Annotated in this window: 12 protein-coding genes, 1 tRNA gene, 3 rRNA genes and 1 other RNA gene; 13 read left to right on the plus strand and 4 right to left on the minus strand. The window is 41.4% G+C overall.

The annotated features are described in order from the left end of the window. The first annotated feature begins 136 nt into the window (after positions 1–136). Positions 137–757 (plus strand): RraA family protein, encoded by a 621-nt coding sequence (locus tag MHH88_RS00175; protein WP_339260810.1) that lies wholly within the window; start codon positions 137–139, stop codon positions 755–757. A 49-nt stretch (positions 758–806) separates the two neighbouring features. On the opposite strand, the gene MHH88_RS00180 is transcribed toward MHH88_RS00175, so the two are convergent. From MHH88_RS00180 to MHH88_RS00195, 4 genes are all read right to left on the minus strand, one after another. Then, the gene (locus tag MHH88_RS00180; protein WP_103978054.1) at positions 807–2,081 is read right to left on the minus strand and encodes a cation:dicarboxylase symporter family transporter; all 1,275 of its coding nucleotides are present in this window, start codon (positions 2,079–2,081) and stop codon (positions 807–809) included. A gap of 92 nt (positions 2,082–2,173) precedes the next feature. Continuing rightward, complete coding sequence (locus MHH88_RS00185; protein ID WP_024362951.1) at positions 2,174–3,052, minus strand: response regulator; 879 nt, start codon at positions 3,050–3,052, stop codon at positions 2,174–2,176. Continuing rightward, positions 3,053–4,315, minus strand: a complete 1,263-nt coding sequence (locus tag MHH88_RS00190) for an ATP-binding protein (protein WP_339260812.1) — start codon at positions 4,313–4,315, stop codon at positions 3,053–3,055. A gap of 147 nt (positions 4,316–4,462) precedes the next feature. Then, positions 4,463–4,555: transfer RNA gene (locus tag MHH88_RS00195), tRNA-Ser, on the minus strand. 182 nt (positions 4,556–4,737) lie between these two features. Between MHH88_RS00195 and ffs the strand changes: the two genes are divergently transcribed. The 12 genes from ffs (at position 4,738) to MHH88_RS00255 (ending at position 17,025) form a co-directional block, all read left to right on the plus strand. Further along, an RNA gene (ffs, locus tag MHH88_RS00200) (signal recognition particle sRNA large type) lies at positions 4,738–5,005 on the plus strand. A 144-nt stretch (positions 5,006–5,149) separates the two neighbouring features. Then, a complete protein-coding gene (gene dnaX, locus MHH88_RS00205; RefSeq protein ID WP_339260814.1) occupies positions 5,150–6,937 on the plus strand; it encodes a DNA polymerase III subunit gamma/tau in 1,788 nt (595 codons plus the stop codon). Positions 6,938–6,957: 20 nt separating this feature from the next. Continuing rightward, positions 6,958–7,272 carry a YbaB/EbfC family nucleoid-associated protein gene (locus MHH88_RS00210; RefSeq protein ID WP_024362954.1) on the plus strand — a complete coding sequence of 105 codons (315 nt, stop codon included), beginning with the start codon at positions 6,958–6,960 and terminating at the stop codon, positions 7,270–7,272. A gap of 11 nt (positions 7,273–7,283) precedes the next feature. Further along, positions 7,284–7,880, plus strand: a complete 597-nt coding sequence (gene recR / locus MHH88_RS00215; RefSeq protein ID WP_024362955.1) for a recombination mediator RecR — start codon at positions 7,284–7,286, stop codon at positions 7,878–7,880. Positions 7,881–7,893: 13 nt separating this feature from the next. Beyond that, a complete protein-coding gene (locus MHH88_RS00220; RefSeq protein ID WP_024362956.1) occupies positions 7,894–8,109 on the plus strand; it encodes a YaaL family protein in 216 nt (71 codons plus the stop codon). 70 nt (positions 8,110–8,179) lie between these two features. Then, positions 8,180–8,452, plus strand: coding sequence for a pro-sigmaK processing inhibitor BofA family protein (locus MHH88_RS00225; protein WP_339260818.1), 273 nt, complete (start codon positions 8,180–8,182; stop codon positions 8,450–8,452). Between the two features lie 291 nt (positions 8,453–8,743). Next, positions 8,744–10,295: ribosomal RNA gene (locus MHH88_RS00230) — 16S ribosomal RNA — on the plus strand. A gap of 365 nt (positions 10,296–10,660) precedes the next feature. Further along, a 23S ribosomal RNA gene (locus tag MHH88_RS00235) occupies positions 10,661–13,588 on the plus strand. Between the two features lie 66 nt (positions 13,589–13,654). Further along, positions 13,655–13,770: ribosomal RNA gene (gene rrf, locus MHH88_RS00240) — 5S ribosomal RNA — on the plus strand. The 16S, 23S and 5S rRNA genes sit together here, the layout of an rRNA operon. Before the next feature lie 574 nt (positions 13,771–14,344). Then, positions 14,345–15,769, plus strand: a complete 1,425-nt coding sequence (locus MHH88_RS00245) for an aminotransferase class I/II-fold pyridoxal phosphate-dependent enzyme (RefSeq protein ID WP_339260820.1) — start codon at positions 14,345–14,347, stop codon at positions 15,767–15,769. A gap of 17 nt (positions 15,770–15,786) precedes the next feature. Then, entirely contained in the window at positions 15,787–16,416 is a 630-nt protein-coding gene (tmk, locus tag MHH88_RS00250; protein ID WP_069510802.1) for a dTMP kinase, read from the plus strand. A 279-nt stretch (positions 16,417–16,695) separates the two neighbouring features. Next, positions 16,696–17,025: a cyclic-di-AMP receptor gene (locus tag MHH88_RS00255; RefSeq protein ID WP_024362572.1), complete on the plus strand. Its 330-nt coding sequence runs from the start codon at positions 16,696–16,698 to the stop codon at positions 17,023–17,025. Positions 17,026–17,074 lie beyond the last annotated feature (49 nt).

Consider the following 17,074-nt stretch of genomic DNA (forward strand, 5'->3'; position numbering starts at 1 on the left):
AAAAAACAATCGAATAGTTACTACCGTTTTTAAAAATATACTTTACTAAATTTTCTGAATTATATTGAAATAGTAGATGTGTTTTATTTACAATAATTGTGTAAGGTATTCATAAATCATAATAGGGGTGTTATGTATGACAAAAGTGGAAATAAGTTTTAAACATTTACCAACGACAGCAATTTCAGATGCAACTGGGGGACATACAAATTTACGCAGTGACATTAAACCGTTAGCAGACCATTTTAAAATAGCAGGGCGAGCGGTAACCGTCCGTTTACCTGATGGCGAAAATGGGGCTGTACTTGAAGCAATTCGAGGAGCTAGCGAGGGTGATATTTTGGTCATTGATGCAAAGGGTAATAGAAATCGTGCTGTCGCAGGAGATTTTGTTATTTCTTTAGCAAAGGGTATGGGTGTACAGGGCTTTGTAGTAGACGGGGTTATTCGTGATATTGCCGCGATTCGAGAACTAGATTTCCCTGTATTTTCACTTGGGACAACCGTAGCAGCGGGCAATAAAAATGGCGGTGGTAAAGTGAATGTGCCAATCGCTATTGGCGGTGTAACAGTACAACCAGGTGATTATATTATTGGAGATGTAGATGGCGTTATTGTCGTGCCTCAAGAAGATGCAGAGCGTATTGTTGCAGCCGCTGAGGCGAAAGTCCAAAAGGATGAAGTGCGCGCACAAGAAGCCCATGTCAATGGCAAAGCGTCTATTATTGCTTATTTAGATAAAGTACTGACAAAATAAAAAAATGCCTCACGATGTCATAAGCCATCGTGAGGCATTTTTTATGAATTTATGCTAAATTTTCATTTTCTTTAAAGTAGTTTTTCATTTTTTCTTTATCGAAGCGGCCTTCCCATTTCGCCATTACTAATGAAGCTAGTGAGTTTCCGATTACGTTAACTACTGTTCGTCCCATATCAAGGATACGGTCGATACCAGCAATAAATGCTAAACCTTCGATTGGAATACCAACAGTACCTAAAGTGGCAAGTAATACAACGAATGATACGCCTGGTACACCGGCAATCCCTTTAGAAGTAACCATTAATACAAGCATTAATGTAATTTGTTCCCCGATGCTTAAGTGAATACCATACATTTGGGCAATGAATAATGCGGCAATTGCTTGATACAATGTTGAACCATCTAAGTTAAAAGAATAACCTGTTGGAATAACAAAGGAAACAATATCTTTTGGTGCACCTAATTTCTCCATTTTCAACATCACTCGTGGTAATACAGCTTCCGAGCTAGCAGTGGAGAAGGCTAAAATTAACTCATCTTTTAACACTCTGATTAAGTAAAAAATGTTGACACCGGCAAATTTTGCAACAAGGCCAAGAATGACAAAGATGAAGAAGAACATTGTGACATATACAAGTATTGCAAGCTTACCTAAAGGTATGAGGGAAGCGAACCCATATTTGGAAACGGTTACACCAATTAAACCAAATACCCCAATTGGAGCGAATTTCATCACAAGGTTCGTTACCCAGAACATAGCATCTGCTACACCTTGGAAGAAGTCCAATACAGGTTTACCTCGTTCTCCAATTGCAGCTACCCCTAAACCAAAAATAACAGAGAAGAAGATGATGGCAAGCATATTGCCCTCAGCCATTGATTGAATAATATTTGTCGGTACAATGCCTACAATAATATCAAATGGACCTTCATGCTGTACTTCTTCAGTTGTTGAAACGTATTTTGAAATATCCCCTTGCGAAAGTTCGTTCATATTGATGCCAGCACCTGGATGGAACAGGTTTGCTGAAAGCAATCCAACAACAATCGCTACTGTTGTAATGATTTCAAAGTAAATAAGCGTTTTTCCGCCTAATCTTCCGAGCTGTTTCATGTCTCCAGTTCCAGCAACACCAACAATTAAAGTCGAAATGATAATAGGTACTACAATCATCTTAATTAGATGTAGGAAGATATCTCCTAATGGTTGTAAATATGTTTCAACTTTGGGGTTACCATAAAAGATACCACCAACAATTATCCCTAAAATCAAACCGATTAAAATTTGAGCGGCTAAACTGATTTTAAATTTCTTTTTCAAAATCTTAATTCCTCCCCTATATTAAAATTTTTAGGACACGCCTTACTTTAATAATACGGAGGACTTATGAAATCCGACAAAATCCGAGAAAATTAATTTACTTTTGTTAAAATGTCTGAATATAACACCTGAATAAACTTCTTAATATTGACCTTTGCTTTGCGATTCCCATGGTCTTCGATTTGCGTCATAAGCTGACGAATCTCTTTAAAGTCAAAGTATCGAGGAGCATAATATTCAAATTCAGAGTTTGTATAATCAACGACGCCTAAATTGGCGAGATTTATCATGGCAGCTAAAATCGTTCGACGTACCCGCTGTTCAATTGCTTTACTCTCTTTTAATATTTCATCAGGAGTTGACTTTGTGACAGCTGCAATTTCCTCATAAAGCTCTTTTAATGGAGGAAGTGGCGCAATTTTGTGCTGATGAGCTAGCAATGTTTCAATAATTGCTATAATATCCTCACTTCCAATTTCACCGACAATCCCCATATCATTTAAGATGGATTGGATATGGTCTCGCGATGTGGCTTTATTGTTTATTTGCTCACTTAAATCAATGTTCGTTAGTGATTGTCGAATAACTAATAGGGAATTTTTTAGGCGAAATTGTTCCGTTGTTTTGCGTAAAACATTTTCAACCTCAATACGGTTAATGGGTTTATGAATAAAGAAATCTATCCCTTGTTCATAGGCCTCACCGACCATTTCCTTATTAACAACTTGTGAAATCATAATAAACTGTCCTTCAAATCGATTCTGAAGAAGATGCTCCACCGTTGCTATACCATCTAGCTTAGGCATAAGTAAGTCGATTAGTACAAATTCAGGTTGTGTCATTAATATTTGTGGAATGGCATCCACCCCATTACGTGCTTCGCCGATTACTGTACCTAAACCACTATCTTCAATAATTTGTTTTAGCATCACGCGGCTTGCACGATCATCATCTACAATAAAATACCTCATTTAAGTCTCTCCCGTTAGAATAGTTTGCGTAGGAATTATAATTTTAAACACCGTTTTGTAGTTATTTGATTCAACTGAAATGGAGCCATTTAATTTAGAAATTAATTCAGCGACATGTGATAGTCCAATTCCTGTAGCTGCTACACCTTCAACATTATATTTCGTCGTATAGCCAGGTTCAAAAATAATAGAAAGGTCACTTTCGGAGATGCCTTTTCCATCATCACTTACTGTTATTACAGTATCAACCTCCTGCTGTTGAATATCAATAGATATGATACCTTGCTTTTCAATTGCTTCAATGGCATTAGCAGTTAAATTATTTAATAGTGCCAGCAAGGCAATATGCTCATTCGTTAAAAAATCAGTATCTAAACTTATATTAAACTGGATGTCTTTACCGAGTAACTCACTGTATTTGCGATTGCCGTCTTCTATATAATGTAATAATTCTGATAATCGTAATGAGCCGAAGCTCTTGTCCCCAACAATTTTAGATATCCCCGCATAAATTCGCTGAGAATCTTTTTTGACTTCATGAATTTCCTGGGCAATATGAAGTGCTTGTATACTTTCTGAACGATTGCCTTGTGCTTTTAATTGTCTATACAAATCAAACCCATTGGCAGTAATCGTTTCAATATGGTTCATAGATTTTTTTAAATAGAGCGTCTCTACATATAAATCTGAACCAATCGTCAGCATTTCCTGCACGCGTTTTTTTTGCTCTGCAATGACAATAGAGCTATAAATGCCAACAACAAAAAAACTACGTAACAGGGCAACGGCTAATAGGATGAGTAGGTCATGAATAAATAAAATTGTATAAGATTGGACAAGGAAACGTAGCAATTGTTCCGCTAAATTACTAATAACCTCGCTGAAGGCAACTAGTAATCCTAACTTTAATGGCTTTTCACGATATTGATGAATATTTAAAAGCTGTAGGCATATTGCAAACAATAAATAAAATGTCCCAGCAGGTAAGTGATTATAAATACCATCTATTAAAGATGTATTATGCGTATAGTAACTAATAGCGATTCGTAAAGTGGTCGTTACAATGCTGGTTACAATGCCGGCTAAAATAATTGGTGTCGGTCTAAGTAAGGTGCATAAAAAGAATATAATTGTCCCGAGACCAAAGCGAAAAGAAGTATTGGCGAAAGGAATGATTTTAATTTCACTACCGATAGCCGTTAATAAAGCGATGGATATAATCCACGTGAGGGAACTACGAGAAATAAAGGCTTTGGAATACATATTAAATATCCTTCCTAAAGTATTTAAGAGCAAGATTGCTAATAAAAAAATACCACAACCGAATCGGAAGTGGTATTTAATAAGTATGACATACAATTTTTTAAGCAAAAAAAAACGGCTACATCGTGTAGTCGGATTTAAAAAAACTGGAGGAGGTAGAGGGATTCGAACCCCCGCGCGGTGTTACCCGCCTGTCGGTTTTCAAGACCGATCCCTTCAGCCAGACTTGGGTATACCTCCATACTATATTGCTTTGATGTCTTATCGACAAGAACTAATTTATCATGATTTTATTTTGACGTCAACATCTTTTTGAAAAAATATTAGGTTTTTAAAAATTAATTTTTATTCATTAGGAATGTACTTAAATAATTTGTGCAATTCGTTGCAATTTATACAAACTGAAAGTATACTAGTTATTGCCGTGCTAGGTGGGAAGGTAGCGGTGTCCTGTAACTCGCAATCCGCTCTAGCGAGACTGAATTCCTTTTTCGAGGCTGTCCGTATTGTTTGGTCTGCCTTTTGCACGTAGTGTTGACGATTGGGTCCTGCGCAATGGATACCCATGAACCATGTCAGGTCCGGAAGGAAGCAGCATTAAGTGGTCTTATTCATGTGCCGCGGGGTTGCCTAATCTGAGCTAACGACAAGAGTAACGCTTATGTGCGGCTGTCGAAGAAAGGTGCACGGCATTAAATTGCCAATTTAAACGCATTCGTCTACTGTAGGCGAGTGCGTTTTTTTATATTATAAAATAGGACACGGTTTTATAAACAAGGCTGCCGATGCTATAATGGTTTTATTAATATTGAAAAAGAAGGGGAGAGGAAATCATTGACGTATCAAGCATTTTATCGTGTGTATAGACCACAATCTTTCCGAGAAATGTCAGGTCAAGCGCATGTCAAAAGAACGCTGCAAAATGCTCTCCTAGCGAATAAAACAACTCATGCTTACTTGTTTTCCGGACCTCGGGGTACAGGGAAAACAAGTACAGCTAAAATTTTTGCTAAGGCTTTAAACTGCGAGCATGCTCCAGCAAGCGAACCTTGTAATGAGTGTGCAACTTGTTTAAGCATTACAGATGGTTCTCATCCTGATGTTATTGAATTTGATGCGGCTTCTAATTCACGTGTTGAAGAAATACGGGACATTATTGAAAAGGTACGTTTTGCTCCAGCCAGTAGTAGGTTTAAAGTGTACATTATTGATGAAGTGCATATGCTGTCTACAAGTGCCTTCAATGCGCTTTTAAAAACGCTAGAAGAACCACCACCACACGCTGTATTTATTTTAGCAACAACAGAACCTCATAAATTACCTGCAACGATTATTTCACGTTGTCAACGTTTTGATTTCAAGCGACTTTCAACTAACGATATAATCGAGCGCATGAAGGTCGTACTAGAAGATATTGAACTCCCATTTGAAGAACAAGGACTAAAAGTGATTGCGCAGTCAGCAGCAGGCGGTATGCGTGATGCATTGAGCTTGTTGGACCAAGTTGTATCCTTTAGCGGTGAAATGTTGAAACTAGAGGATGCTCTACTAGTCACAGGTTCAATTAGTCAGGATGTTTTCTATGATTTAGCTGAAGCTTTAAAGGTCAAAGATGTGGCACAAATGCTTGCCCTGTTAGAGCAGCTAATCGCAGATGGGAAGGATCCGTTGCGCTTATCAGAGGATTTAATCACATTTTTCCGCGATTTACTTCTTCTACAAACAAGTGAGAATTTAGCTGAACTATTAGAGTTAGTATCACCTGAGGAGCGCGTATTTGCATTGGCGCATGACTTTGCTCCAGATATGCTTTACGGCTACATCGACATTTTAGCGAAAACACAACAAGAAATGCGTTTCTCGCACCATACGAAAATCTATTTGGAAACAGCATTGCTAAAAATGACACAGTTTTCGGGTGGCGTAGTCAATCAAACTGCCCCATCAAGTGAAGCGGTAATGAGTCCAGAACTTGCGCAAAAAATCATTGCGCTTGAGCAAATGGTGCAACAATTATCCTTACAATTACAAAATGGTGCGCCGTCGCAAGCAGCTCAGGTTGCCAAAGAACAACGTCCGCGTGCAAAAAGTCCAAATGGTTATAAAGCGCCTACTGGTCGTATCCAAGAAGTGCTAAAGGATGCGACAAAGCAAGATGTACAGCGCGTAAAGGCTGTATGGGCGCAGGCGTTAAATCAATTGCAAAAGTCACAATCCGCTCTTTTAGCAGAAGCTGAACCTGTTGCGGCATCTTCGAGTGCTTTTGTGTTAAAATTCAAGTATGATATTCATTGTCAAATGGTCGCTGATAATCAAATGCTAAAAGCTCAATTCACACAACTTATTGCAGGTCAAACAGGCACAATGTATGAAATGCTTTGTACGCCAGAAGAAACATGGTTAAAGTTGCGTGAAGAGTTCATTCGTGATCACGGATTACAACAAAAGAAAGCAACACTAGCTAACGATGATCCGAATGTTGAATTATTGGAACCACCACCGGCAGAAATGCCAGAAGAACCTTTTATCGATGATGCGCAGCCGCTGGCATCACAAGATCCATTAGTGACGGAAGCGGAAAAGCTGTTCGGTAAGGATTTTATTGAAATTATTGAAGACTGATTACTTAGGAGGAATAGGTTATGCGTGGAATGGGAAATATGCAAGGCATGATGAAAAAAATGCAAAAAATGCAAAAAGAAATGATGGAAGCTCAAGAAGCTTTAAATGCTGAACAATTTGAAGGTGTTGCTGGCGGCGGTATGGTGAAAGTAACAGTTACAGGTCAACGTGAAGTAGTAGAAGTGAATCTTGATACTTCAGTAGTAGATCCTGACGATATTGAAATGTTACAAGATTTAATTGTTGTTGCAACGAATGAAGCACTTAAAAAAGTAGAAGAAAAAACAAATGCAACAATGGGTAAATTTACGCAAGGCATGAACCTTCCATTCTAGGAGGTAACAATATGTATTACCCAGAACCAATATCAAAATTAATCGATAGTTTTATGAAATTGCCAGGTATCGGGCCAAAAACCGCGGCCCGACTGGCGTTTTTTGTGTTAACAATGAAAGAAGATGACGTTCTTTCTTTTTCCAAAGCTTTAATAGATGCAAAACGTAATTTAAGTTATTGCTCTGTTTGTGGCAATATTACCGATGTAGACCCATGTCATATTTGTACCGATAAACAACGCGATGCCTCAGTAATTTGCGTTGTACAAGATACAAAGGACGTTATTGCAATGGAAAAAATGCGTGATTACCATGGTAAGTACCATGTGTTACAGGGGGCTATTTCACCAATGGATGGTATCGGTCCGGAGGATATTAATGTAGCCTCATTGTTAGTACGCTTACAAGATGAAACTGTGCAGGAGCTTATTTTAGCAACAAATTCTACTATTGAAGGTGAAGCGACGGCTATGTACATCTCTCGTCTTGTTAAACCATCTGGCATCCGCACAACACGCATTGCGCACGGATTACCAGTAGGTGGAGATTTAGAATATGCTGATGAAGTAACGTTATCGAAGGCAATGGAAGGCCGCCGAGAGTTATGAGTGAGGGATTGAAATGTTCTTCCGCAATAAAGGAAAGCTAAAAAGAGAATTTGACGAAAAGCTTGTTAATCTTATTAAACAAACAAAAGAAGATTTACAACAAGCAAAATTGATTGAAGAATTATTAAATGATTATGATTTAGAAGTTATTGCACAGCGAAAAGCAGCAGAGAGTATTCACTTTTATTTATTTAAAGAAGCTAGAATTCGACGAGTACTAATAAAATAATGATTGTAGAGTTATAGATGTGCTATAGGAATCATAAAATTACATAATTATGATCGAAGGGGGCAATCATATGCCGTGGACTGTAATTGTGAGTATTTGTGTTCCTGTAGCGCTTCTTTTTCTTTATATAGTAGGAAGACACATTAAATTGGGTAAAGTAATAGAAGGACTATCAGTATTTTGGTTCCGATTTGCATTTGCATTTTTATTATTATTCATTATTCATTTAGGTGTTGGTTATAGCGGTTATAATGTACCAATTAATCTGTTTTCCGTTTTCACAATTGCATTGTTGGGCATTCCAGGTGTACTAGGAATCACTTTTTTAATATTATTTTTATAAAAGACTTGCAAACTATAAATATTATGATATAGTAATAAGAGTCGTTAAGATAACAACTGAAACAACTTATATAAAACAAAAAACAATTTAAAATAAACTGTTGACATCGATTTGAAAAGATGGTATTATATAAGAGTTGCTGAAACAAACGGCGACAAATTGAACCTTGAAAACTGAACAAGCAAAACGTAATCAATATAGTTTTTACTAGCTAACTTCGTTAGTGAACGAAACAAAATTTTGGACATCAAAATTGATGCCAGCAAAACAATTTGAGCTAATCAAATTTCTTTTATGGAGAGTTTGATCCTGGCTCAGGACGAACGCTGGCGGCGTGCCTAATACATGCAAGTCGAGCGAACAGAGAAGGAGCTTGCTCCTTTGACGTTAGCGGCGGACGGGTGAGTAACACGTGGGCAACCTACCTTATAGTTTGGGATAACTCCGGGAAACCGGGGCTAATACCGAATAATCTATTGTCCCTCATGGGACAATACTGAAAGACGGTTTCGGCTGTCGCTATAGGATGGGCCCGCGGCGCATTAGCTAGTTGGTGAGGTAACGGCTCACCAAGGCGACGATGCGTAGCCGACCTGAGAGGGTGATCGGCCACACTGGGACTGAGACACGGCCCAGACTCCTACGGGAGGCAGCAGTAGGGAATCTTCCACAATGGGCGAAAGCCTGATGGAGCAACGCCGCGTGAGTGAAGAAGGATTTCGGTTCGTAAAACTCTGTTGTAAGGGAAGAACAAGTACAGTAGTAACTGGCTGTACCTTGACGGTACCTTATTAGAAAGCCACGGCTAACTACGTGCCAGCAGCCGCGGTAATACGTAGGTGGCAAGCGTTGTCCGGAATTATTGGGCGTAAAGCGCGCGCAGGTGGTTTCTTAAGTCTGATGTGAAAGCCCACGGCTCAACCGTGGAGGGTCATTGGAAACTGGGAGACTTGAGTGCAGAAGAGGATAGTGGAATTCCAAGTGTAGCGGTGAAATGCGTAGAGATTTGGAGGAACACCAGTGGCGAAGGCGACTATCTGGTCTGTAACTGACACTGAGGCGCGAAAGCGTGGGGAGCAAACAGGATTAGATACCCTGGTAGTCCACGCCGTAAACGATGAGTGCTAAGTGTTAGGGGGTTTCCGCCCCTTAGTGCTGCAGCTAACGCATTAAGCACTCCGCCTGGGGAGTACGGTCGCAAGACTGAAACTCAAAGGAATTGACGGGGGCCCGCACAAGCGGTGGAGCATGTGGTTTAATTCGAAGCAACGCGAAGAACCTTACCAGGTCTTGACATCCCGTTGACCACTGTAGAGATATGGTTTTCCCTTCGGGGACAACGGTGACAGGTGGTGCATGGTTGTCGTCAGCTCGTGTCGTGAGATGTTGGGTTAAGTCCCGCAACGAGCGCAACCCTTGATCTTAGTTGCCATCATTTAGTTGGGCACTCTAAGGTGACTGCCGGTGACAAACCGGAGGAAGGTGGGGATGACGTCAAATCATCATGCCCCTTATGACCTGGGCTACACACGTGCTACAATGGACGATACAAACGGTTGCCAACTCGCGAGAGGGAGCTAATCCGATAAAGTCGTTCTCAGTTCGGATTGTAGGCTGCAACTCGCCTACATGAAGCCGGAATCGCTAGTAATCGCGGATCAGCATGCCGCGGTGAATACGTTCCCGGGCCTTGTACACACCGCCCGTCACACCACGAGAGTTTGTAACACCCGAAGTCGGTGAGGTAACCTTTTGGAGCCAGCCGCCGAAGGTGGGATAGATGATTGGGGTGAAGTCGTAACAAGGTAGCCGTATCGGAAGGTGCGGCTGGATCACCTCCTTTCTAAGGATATTTTCGGAATACAAACCTTGGGTTTGTAAGATTACGTTTTGCGTTCAGTTTTGAAGGTTCATCATTACGATGAAATACTTCAAAACTGTGCTCCTGTCGCTACGCTTTCGTCGCAAATTTGCGAAGAAGTAGAAACAGGTAGTGAATTTGTTCTTTGAAAACTGGATAAAACGACATTGAAATTGTAACAAACACATTTATTTTTTTAAGTTTTTTATAGGCTTAATAACAAATGAAGGTTTCGAGATACGAGTAAGACAAGGAAGCGATTGAGTGAGAGAAGGAGCGTACCTCTGTACGTGACTGACCGAACGAATGAAGCTGACGCTGGATTACGATGTATATCGGAAGCTGCAGGTTAAGTTATTAAGGGCGCACGGCGAATGCCTTGGCACTAGGAGCCGAAGAAGGACGGCACTAACACCGATATGCTTCGGGGAGCTGTAAGTGAGCTTTGATCCGGAGATTTCCGAATGGGGGAACCCACTACGTTTAATCGCGTAGTATCTTGACGTGAATACATAGCGTCTTGAAGGCAGACCCAGGGAACTGAAACATCTAAGTACCTGGAGGAAGAGAAAGAAAAATCGATTCCCTGAGTAGCGGCGAGCGAAACGGGAAGAGCCCAAACCAAGAGGCTTGCCTCTTGGGGTTGTAGGACACTCTATACGGAGTTACAAAGGAATGAGTTAGATGAAGCGACTTGGAAAGGTCCGCCAGAGCAGGTAAAAGCCCTGTAGTCGAAAGTTTATTCCCTCCAGAGTGGATCCTGAGTACGGCGGAACACGTGAAATTCCGTCGGAATCCGGGAGGACCATCTCCCAAGGCTAAATACTACCTAGTGACCGATAGTGAACCAGTACCGTGAGGGAAAGGTGAAAAGCACCCCGGGAGGGGAGTGAAAGAGATCCTGAAACCGTGTGCCTACAAGTAGTTAGAGCCCGTTAATGGGTGATAGCGTGCCTTTTGTAGAATGAACCGGCGAGTTACGATTACGTGCGAGGTTAAGCTTTAGAAGGCGGAGCCGCAGCGAAAGCGAGTCTGAATAGGGCGAATTAGTACGTGGTCGTAGACCCGAAACCAGGTGATCTACCCATGTCCAGGGTGAAGGTGAGGTAACACTTACTGGAGGCCCGAACCCACGCACGTTGAAAAGTGCGGGGATGAGGTGTGGGTAGCGGAGAAATTCCAATCGAACTTGGAGATAGCTGGTTCTCTCCGAAATAGCTTTAGGGCTAGCCTCGTGATGAGAATACTGGAGGTAGAGCACTGTTTGGACTAGGGGGCCATCCCGGTTTACCGAATTCAGACAAACTCCGAATGCCAGATATTTATACACGGGAGTCAGACTGCGAGTGATAAGATCCGTAGTCAAAAGGGAAACAGCCCAGACCACCAGCTAAGGTCCCAAAGTAATCGTTAAGTGGAAAAGGATGTGGCGTTGCACAGACAACCAGGATGTTGGCTTAGAAGCAGCCATCATTTAAAGAGTGCGTAATAGCTCACTGGTCGAGTGACGCTGCGCCGAAAATGTATCGGGGCTAAACGATTCACCGAAGCTGTGGATTGACATCTACGATGTCAGTGGTAGGAGAGCGTTCTAAGTGCGTTGAAGTCAGACCGGAAGGACTGGTGGAGCGCTTAGAAGTGAGAATGCCGGTATGAGTAGCGAAAGACGGGTGAGAATCCCGTCCACCGTATGACTAAGGTTTCCTGAGGAAGGCTCGTCCGCTCAGGGTTAGTCGGGACCTAAGCCGAGGCCGATAGGCGTAGGCGATGGACAACAGGTTGATATTCCTGTACCACCTCCTCACCGTTTGAGAAATGGGGGGACGCAGTAGGATAGGGTAAGCGCGCCGTTGGTTGTGCGCGTCCAAGCAGTAAGGCGTGTGTGTAGGCAAATCCGCACACTGTAACGTTGAGCTGTGATGGCGAGTCCGTATGGACGAAGTTCCTGATTTCACACTGCCAAGAAAAGCCTCTATCGAGGTGAGAGGTGCCCGTACCGCAAACCGACACAGGTAGTCGAGGAGAGAATCCTAAGGTGTGCGAGAGAACTCTCGTTAAGGAACTCGGCAAAATGACCCCGTAACTTCGGGAGAAGGGGTGCTCTTGAGCGTGCAAGCGCATGAGAGCCGCAGTGAATAGGCCCAGGCGACTGTTTAGCAAAAACACAGGTCTCTGCAAAACCGTAAGGTGACGTATAGGGGCTGACGCCTGCCCGGTGCTGGAAGGTTAAGAGGAGTGGTTAGCGCAAGCGAAGCTGCGAATTGAAGCCCCAGTAAACGGCGGCCGTAACTATAACGGTCCTAAGGTAGCGAAATTCCTTGTCGGGTAAGTTCCGACCCGCACGAAAGGCGTAACGATCTGGGCACTGTCTCAACGAGAGACTCGGTGAAATTATAGTACCTGTGAAGATGCAGGTTACCCGCGACAGGACGGAAAGACCCCGTGGAGCTTTACTGTAGCCTGATATTGAATTTTGGTACAACTTGTACAGGATAGGTAGGAGCCAGAGATCTCGGAGCGCCAGCTTCGAAGGAGGCGTCGGTGGGATACTACCCTGGTTGTATTGAAATTCTAACCCATGCCCCTTAGCGGGGCAGGAGACAGTGTCAGGCGGACAGTTTGACTGGGGCGGTCGCCTCCTAAAAGGTAACGGAGGCGCCCAAAGGTTCCCTCAGAATGGTTGGAAATCATTCGTAGAGTGTAAAGGCACAAGGGAGCTTGACTGCGAGACCTACAAGTCGAGCAGGGTCGAAAGACGGGCTTAGTGATCCGGTGGTTCCGCATGGAAGGGCCATCGCTCAACGGATAAAAGCTACCCCGGGGATAACAGGCTTATCTCCCCCAAGAGTCCACATCGACGGGGAGGTTTGGCACCTCGATGTCGGCTCATCGCATCCTGGGGCTGTAGTCGGTCCCAAGGGTTGGGCTGTTCGCCCATTAAAGCGGTACGCGAGCTGGGTTCAGAACGTCGTGAGACAGTTCGGTCCCTATCCGTCGTGGGCGTAGGAAATTTGAGAGGAGCTGTCCTTAGTACGAGAGGACCGGGATGGACACACCGCTGGTGTACCAGTTGTCTTGCCAAAGGCATCGCTGGGTAGCTATGTGTGGACGGGATAAGTGCTGAAAGCATCTAAGCATGAAGCCCCCCTCAAGATGAGATTTCCCATTACGCAAGTAAGTAAGATCCCTCAAAGACGATGAGGTAGATAGGTTCGAGGTGGAAGTGTGGTGACACATGGAGCTGACGAATACTAATCGATCGAGGACTTAACCAAAAAGTTTGAAACATTCAATGAACCGTTTATCCAGTTTTGAAAGAACAATCTTTCAATTAAATACTGTCTAGTGATGATGGCAAAGAGGTCACACCCGTTCCCATACCGAACACGGAAGTTAAGCTCTTTAGCGCCGATGGTAGTTGGGGGCTTCCCCCTGTGAGAGTAGGACGTCGCTAGGCAACTTAAAAAGATCGAAGAGAAATCTTCGGTCTTTTTTTATTTAAAATCATAACGTTTTCAAATCGCTAGGGGAAAGTTAAATAATTTATAGAAATAAAAAAATGATACTATAGCCCATTGCTATCCATGTCATAATTAGTTGCAAGCCAAAAAAGTAGTAGATCTTATAATGTATCTCATAGTCCAGCTACTATAAACAACATATATATTGTTTTATAACCTGGGTGGCATCATATATCAATACAGTCAGTAAGAAATAGATAGTAAGTATTGCAAATGGTGAAAGTGATGAAAATAGAGATATTTAAAGAATTTGCTATATTGAGGAAGGCCATTCTTATTTAGGAAGTAAATATAATAGCTTTTTTGCATATTCCTATCATGCCAATTCTATAGTTAATTTATTGGCAATCATTGAATCAGTGTAGCAGTTAGAATGAAAATCAAATGCTGTTTTATAGTTAGTTTTGCGTTCTAAATCTTAAGCTATCCTATTTTGTAGGATAGCTTTTTTATCCTGCCATAATCCCGTATAATTAAAGAATATAATAAACGAAAAAAGGGTGTCTTGTTTTGCAAAAGAAAAAGCCAATTGTAGAAGGTTTAGAGCGTTTTCGACAACAACAAAATATATCCTTTCATGTACCGGGACATAAACATGGAGAATTATCACATTTACCACAGGCTTTTAAAGATGTTATGCGATACGACGTAACAGAGTTAACAGGACTGGATGACTTACACTATCCTGAAGAAATGGTTTTAGAGGCTGAAAATTTACTAGCTGAAACATATGGTGCGATGAAAAGCTTTTTTTTAGTAGGTGGCTCAACAGTTGGGAATTTAGCGATGATATATGCTACATGTAAAAGAGGCGATACAATCATTGTACAACGTAATGCTCATAAGTCTATTTTTCATGCAATTGAGCTTGTTGGAGCGAAGGCTGTTTATGTTTCTCCTCTTTGGGACGACCGAACATTAACTGCAACACATGTTTCCTATCACGATCTAAAGCAGGCTGTTAATGACTATCCAGATGCAAAGGCAGTTGTTTTAACGTATCCAACATATTACGGTATGACATCAAAAGAAATATCACAGCAAATAGCATATTGTCATGAAAAAAATATACCCGTTTTAGTAGATGAGGCGCATGGGGCTCATTTTAATGCTTGTTCTTTATTCCAGCCATCTGCTTTAACCTTCGGCGCCGATGTTGTTGTGCAGTCAGCACACAAAACATTGCCTGCTATGACAATGGCATCTTTTATGCATGTGAACTCACAATTAGTCAATGTTGATCGTATCCATCACTATTTACGCATGTTACAATCCAGCAGTCCATCTTATGTATTGTTAGCTTCTTTGGATGATGCACGCTATTATATACAGACATATATGGAGAGCGATGGTGCATATATAATAGAGAAAAAAAATCAATGGATTGATGCATTACGTTCAATCGGTTCGCTTGAAGTAATTGAGGTAGACGACCCTATAAAATTATTGCTTCGCGTTAAAGGTTATAGTGGCTATCAACTACAGGAAGCATTAGAAGCGAAGCATGTATATGCAGAGCTTGCCGATGCTCATCAGGTATTATTTGTACTGCCACTTTTAAAACAAGGGTATAGTTTTCCGTTTGCAGAGATTCGTGTACGTATAAAAGAGGCTGTAACAGCATTATTAAACACTGACAAAACAGAAATACAAACGGTTTCACACACTGCCTACAGTTTCGCAGCTATTACGGAACCAGCATATTCATTTGATGAAATTTCCAATATGAAGAAGGAATGGCTACCCTACATGCGGACAATGGGACGTACGGCTGCAAGTATGATTATTCCTTACCCTCCTGGCATCCCATTGCTCATTCCGGGAGAAAAAATTACGGTAGCTAAACTAAGTCAGTTGGAGGAATTACTTGCAACAGGCGCAACATTTCAAGGAAATCACAGGTTAGAGGAAAAAATGATCGAGGTCATTAAATAGTTGGAGGCAATAACAGCATGAATTGCAATTTATTTATTACATTTGAAGGTCCAGAAGGTGCCGGGAAAACAACCATCATTAAAAAAATAGCTGAACGATTAGCACAAGAAAATATAGATGTTTTAGCAACGAGAGAACCTGGAGGTATTGAAATCGCCGAAAAAATTCGAACAATCATTTTAAATCCGGAACACACAGCAATGGATGAACGGACGGAAGCATTATTGTACGCAGCAGCGAGAAGTCAGCATTACTTTGAAAAAGTAAGACCCGCTTTAGATGCTGGTAAGATGGTTATTTGTGATCGATTTATTGATTCATCGTTAGCTTACCAAGGATATGCGCGTGGCATTGGTGTAGATGAGGTACTCTCTATTAATGAGTTTGCTATAGGGAAAAAATTACCTGATTTAACTATCCTATTTGATATTTCACCAGAGGTTGGTTTAGCACGTATACACGCTCATGGAGATCGTGAAGTAAACCGCCTTGATGTTGAAAGTTTGGCCTTTCATCAAAAGGTGCGTGAAGGATATTTACAATTAGTAAAACGTTATCCAGAACGTATAAGAGTCGTTAATGCGGACCAAAGTATGGAGCATGTAGTTGAAGATGTATGGGCAATAGTGTATAAGGCAATGCAGTAAAAACATGAAGTTAACTACCATATTGTGATATAATGGTAACATCTGATGACCCATTTACTGCATCGGATAAAAGAAAACTTTACCTTATAAGTGCTAAGAAGAATGCAATATGCCTACTTTCATCTGATACGCGTACGAATAAAGTTAAATCGTCGCAAAGTTTTTTAACATGAACGTTGCTAGCGTCTTTTCTTTCAACGTATGGATTGAAATTGTTAGACGATGTTGCTGTTTTGAATAAATTCTATCAAGGCCAATTATATAAAGGGGTGAGTGCGAATGAAGTTAGTCGTAGCTGTTGTACAAGATCAGGATAGTAGCCGCTTATCAAATGCTTTAACGAAAAATCAGTTTCGCGCAACAAAATTAGCGAGTACAGGGGGTTTTTTACGCTCTGGTAATACGACATTTCTAATTGGAACAGAAGACTCTCTCATACCCAAAGTTTTAGATATTATCCGTGATAATTGTCGAGCACGTGAACAATTGGTTGCACCTGTATCACCATTAGGTGGTAATGCAGATTCCTATATCCCATATCCAGTGGAGGTAGAGGTAGGGGGCGCTACCGTCTTTGTTTTACCGATTGAACAATTTCACCACTTTTAACAGTATTTAATATTTAGTGAGCATTGCCAAACTGGCAGTAATAATTTAC

It is taken from the genome of Lysinibacillus sp. FSL K6-3209, assembly GCF_037976175.1.
Taxonomy (GTDB): Bacteria; Bacillota; Bacilli; order Bacillales_A; family Planococcaceae; genus Lysinibacillus; species Lysinibacillus sphaericus_D.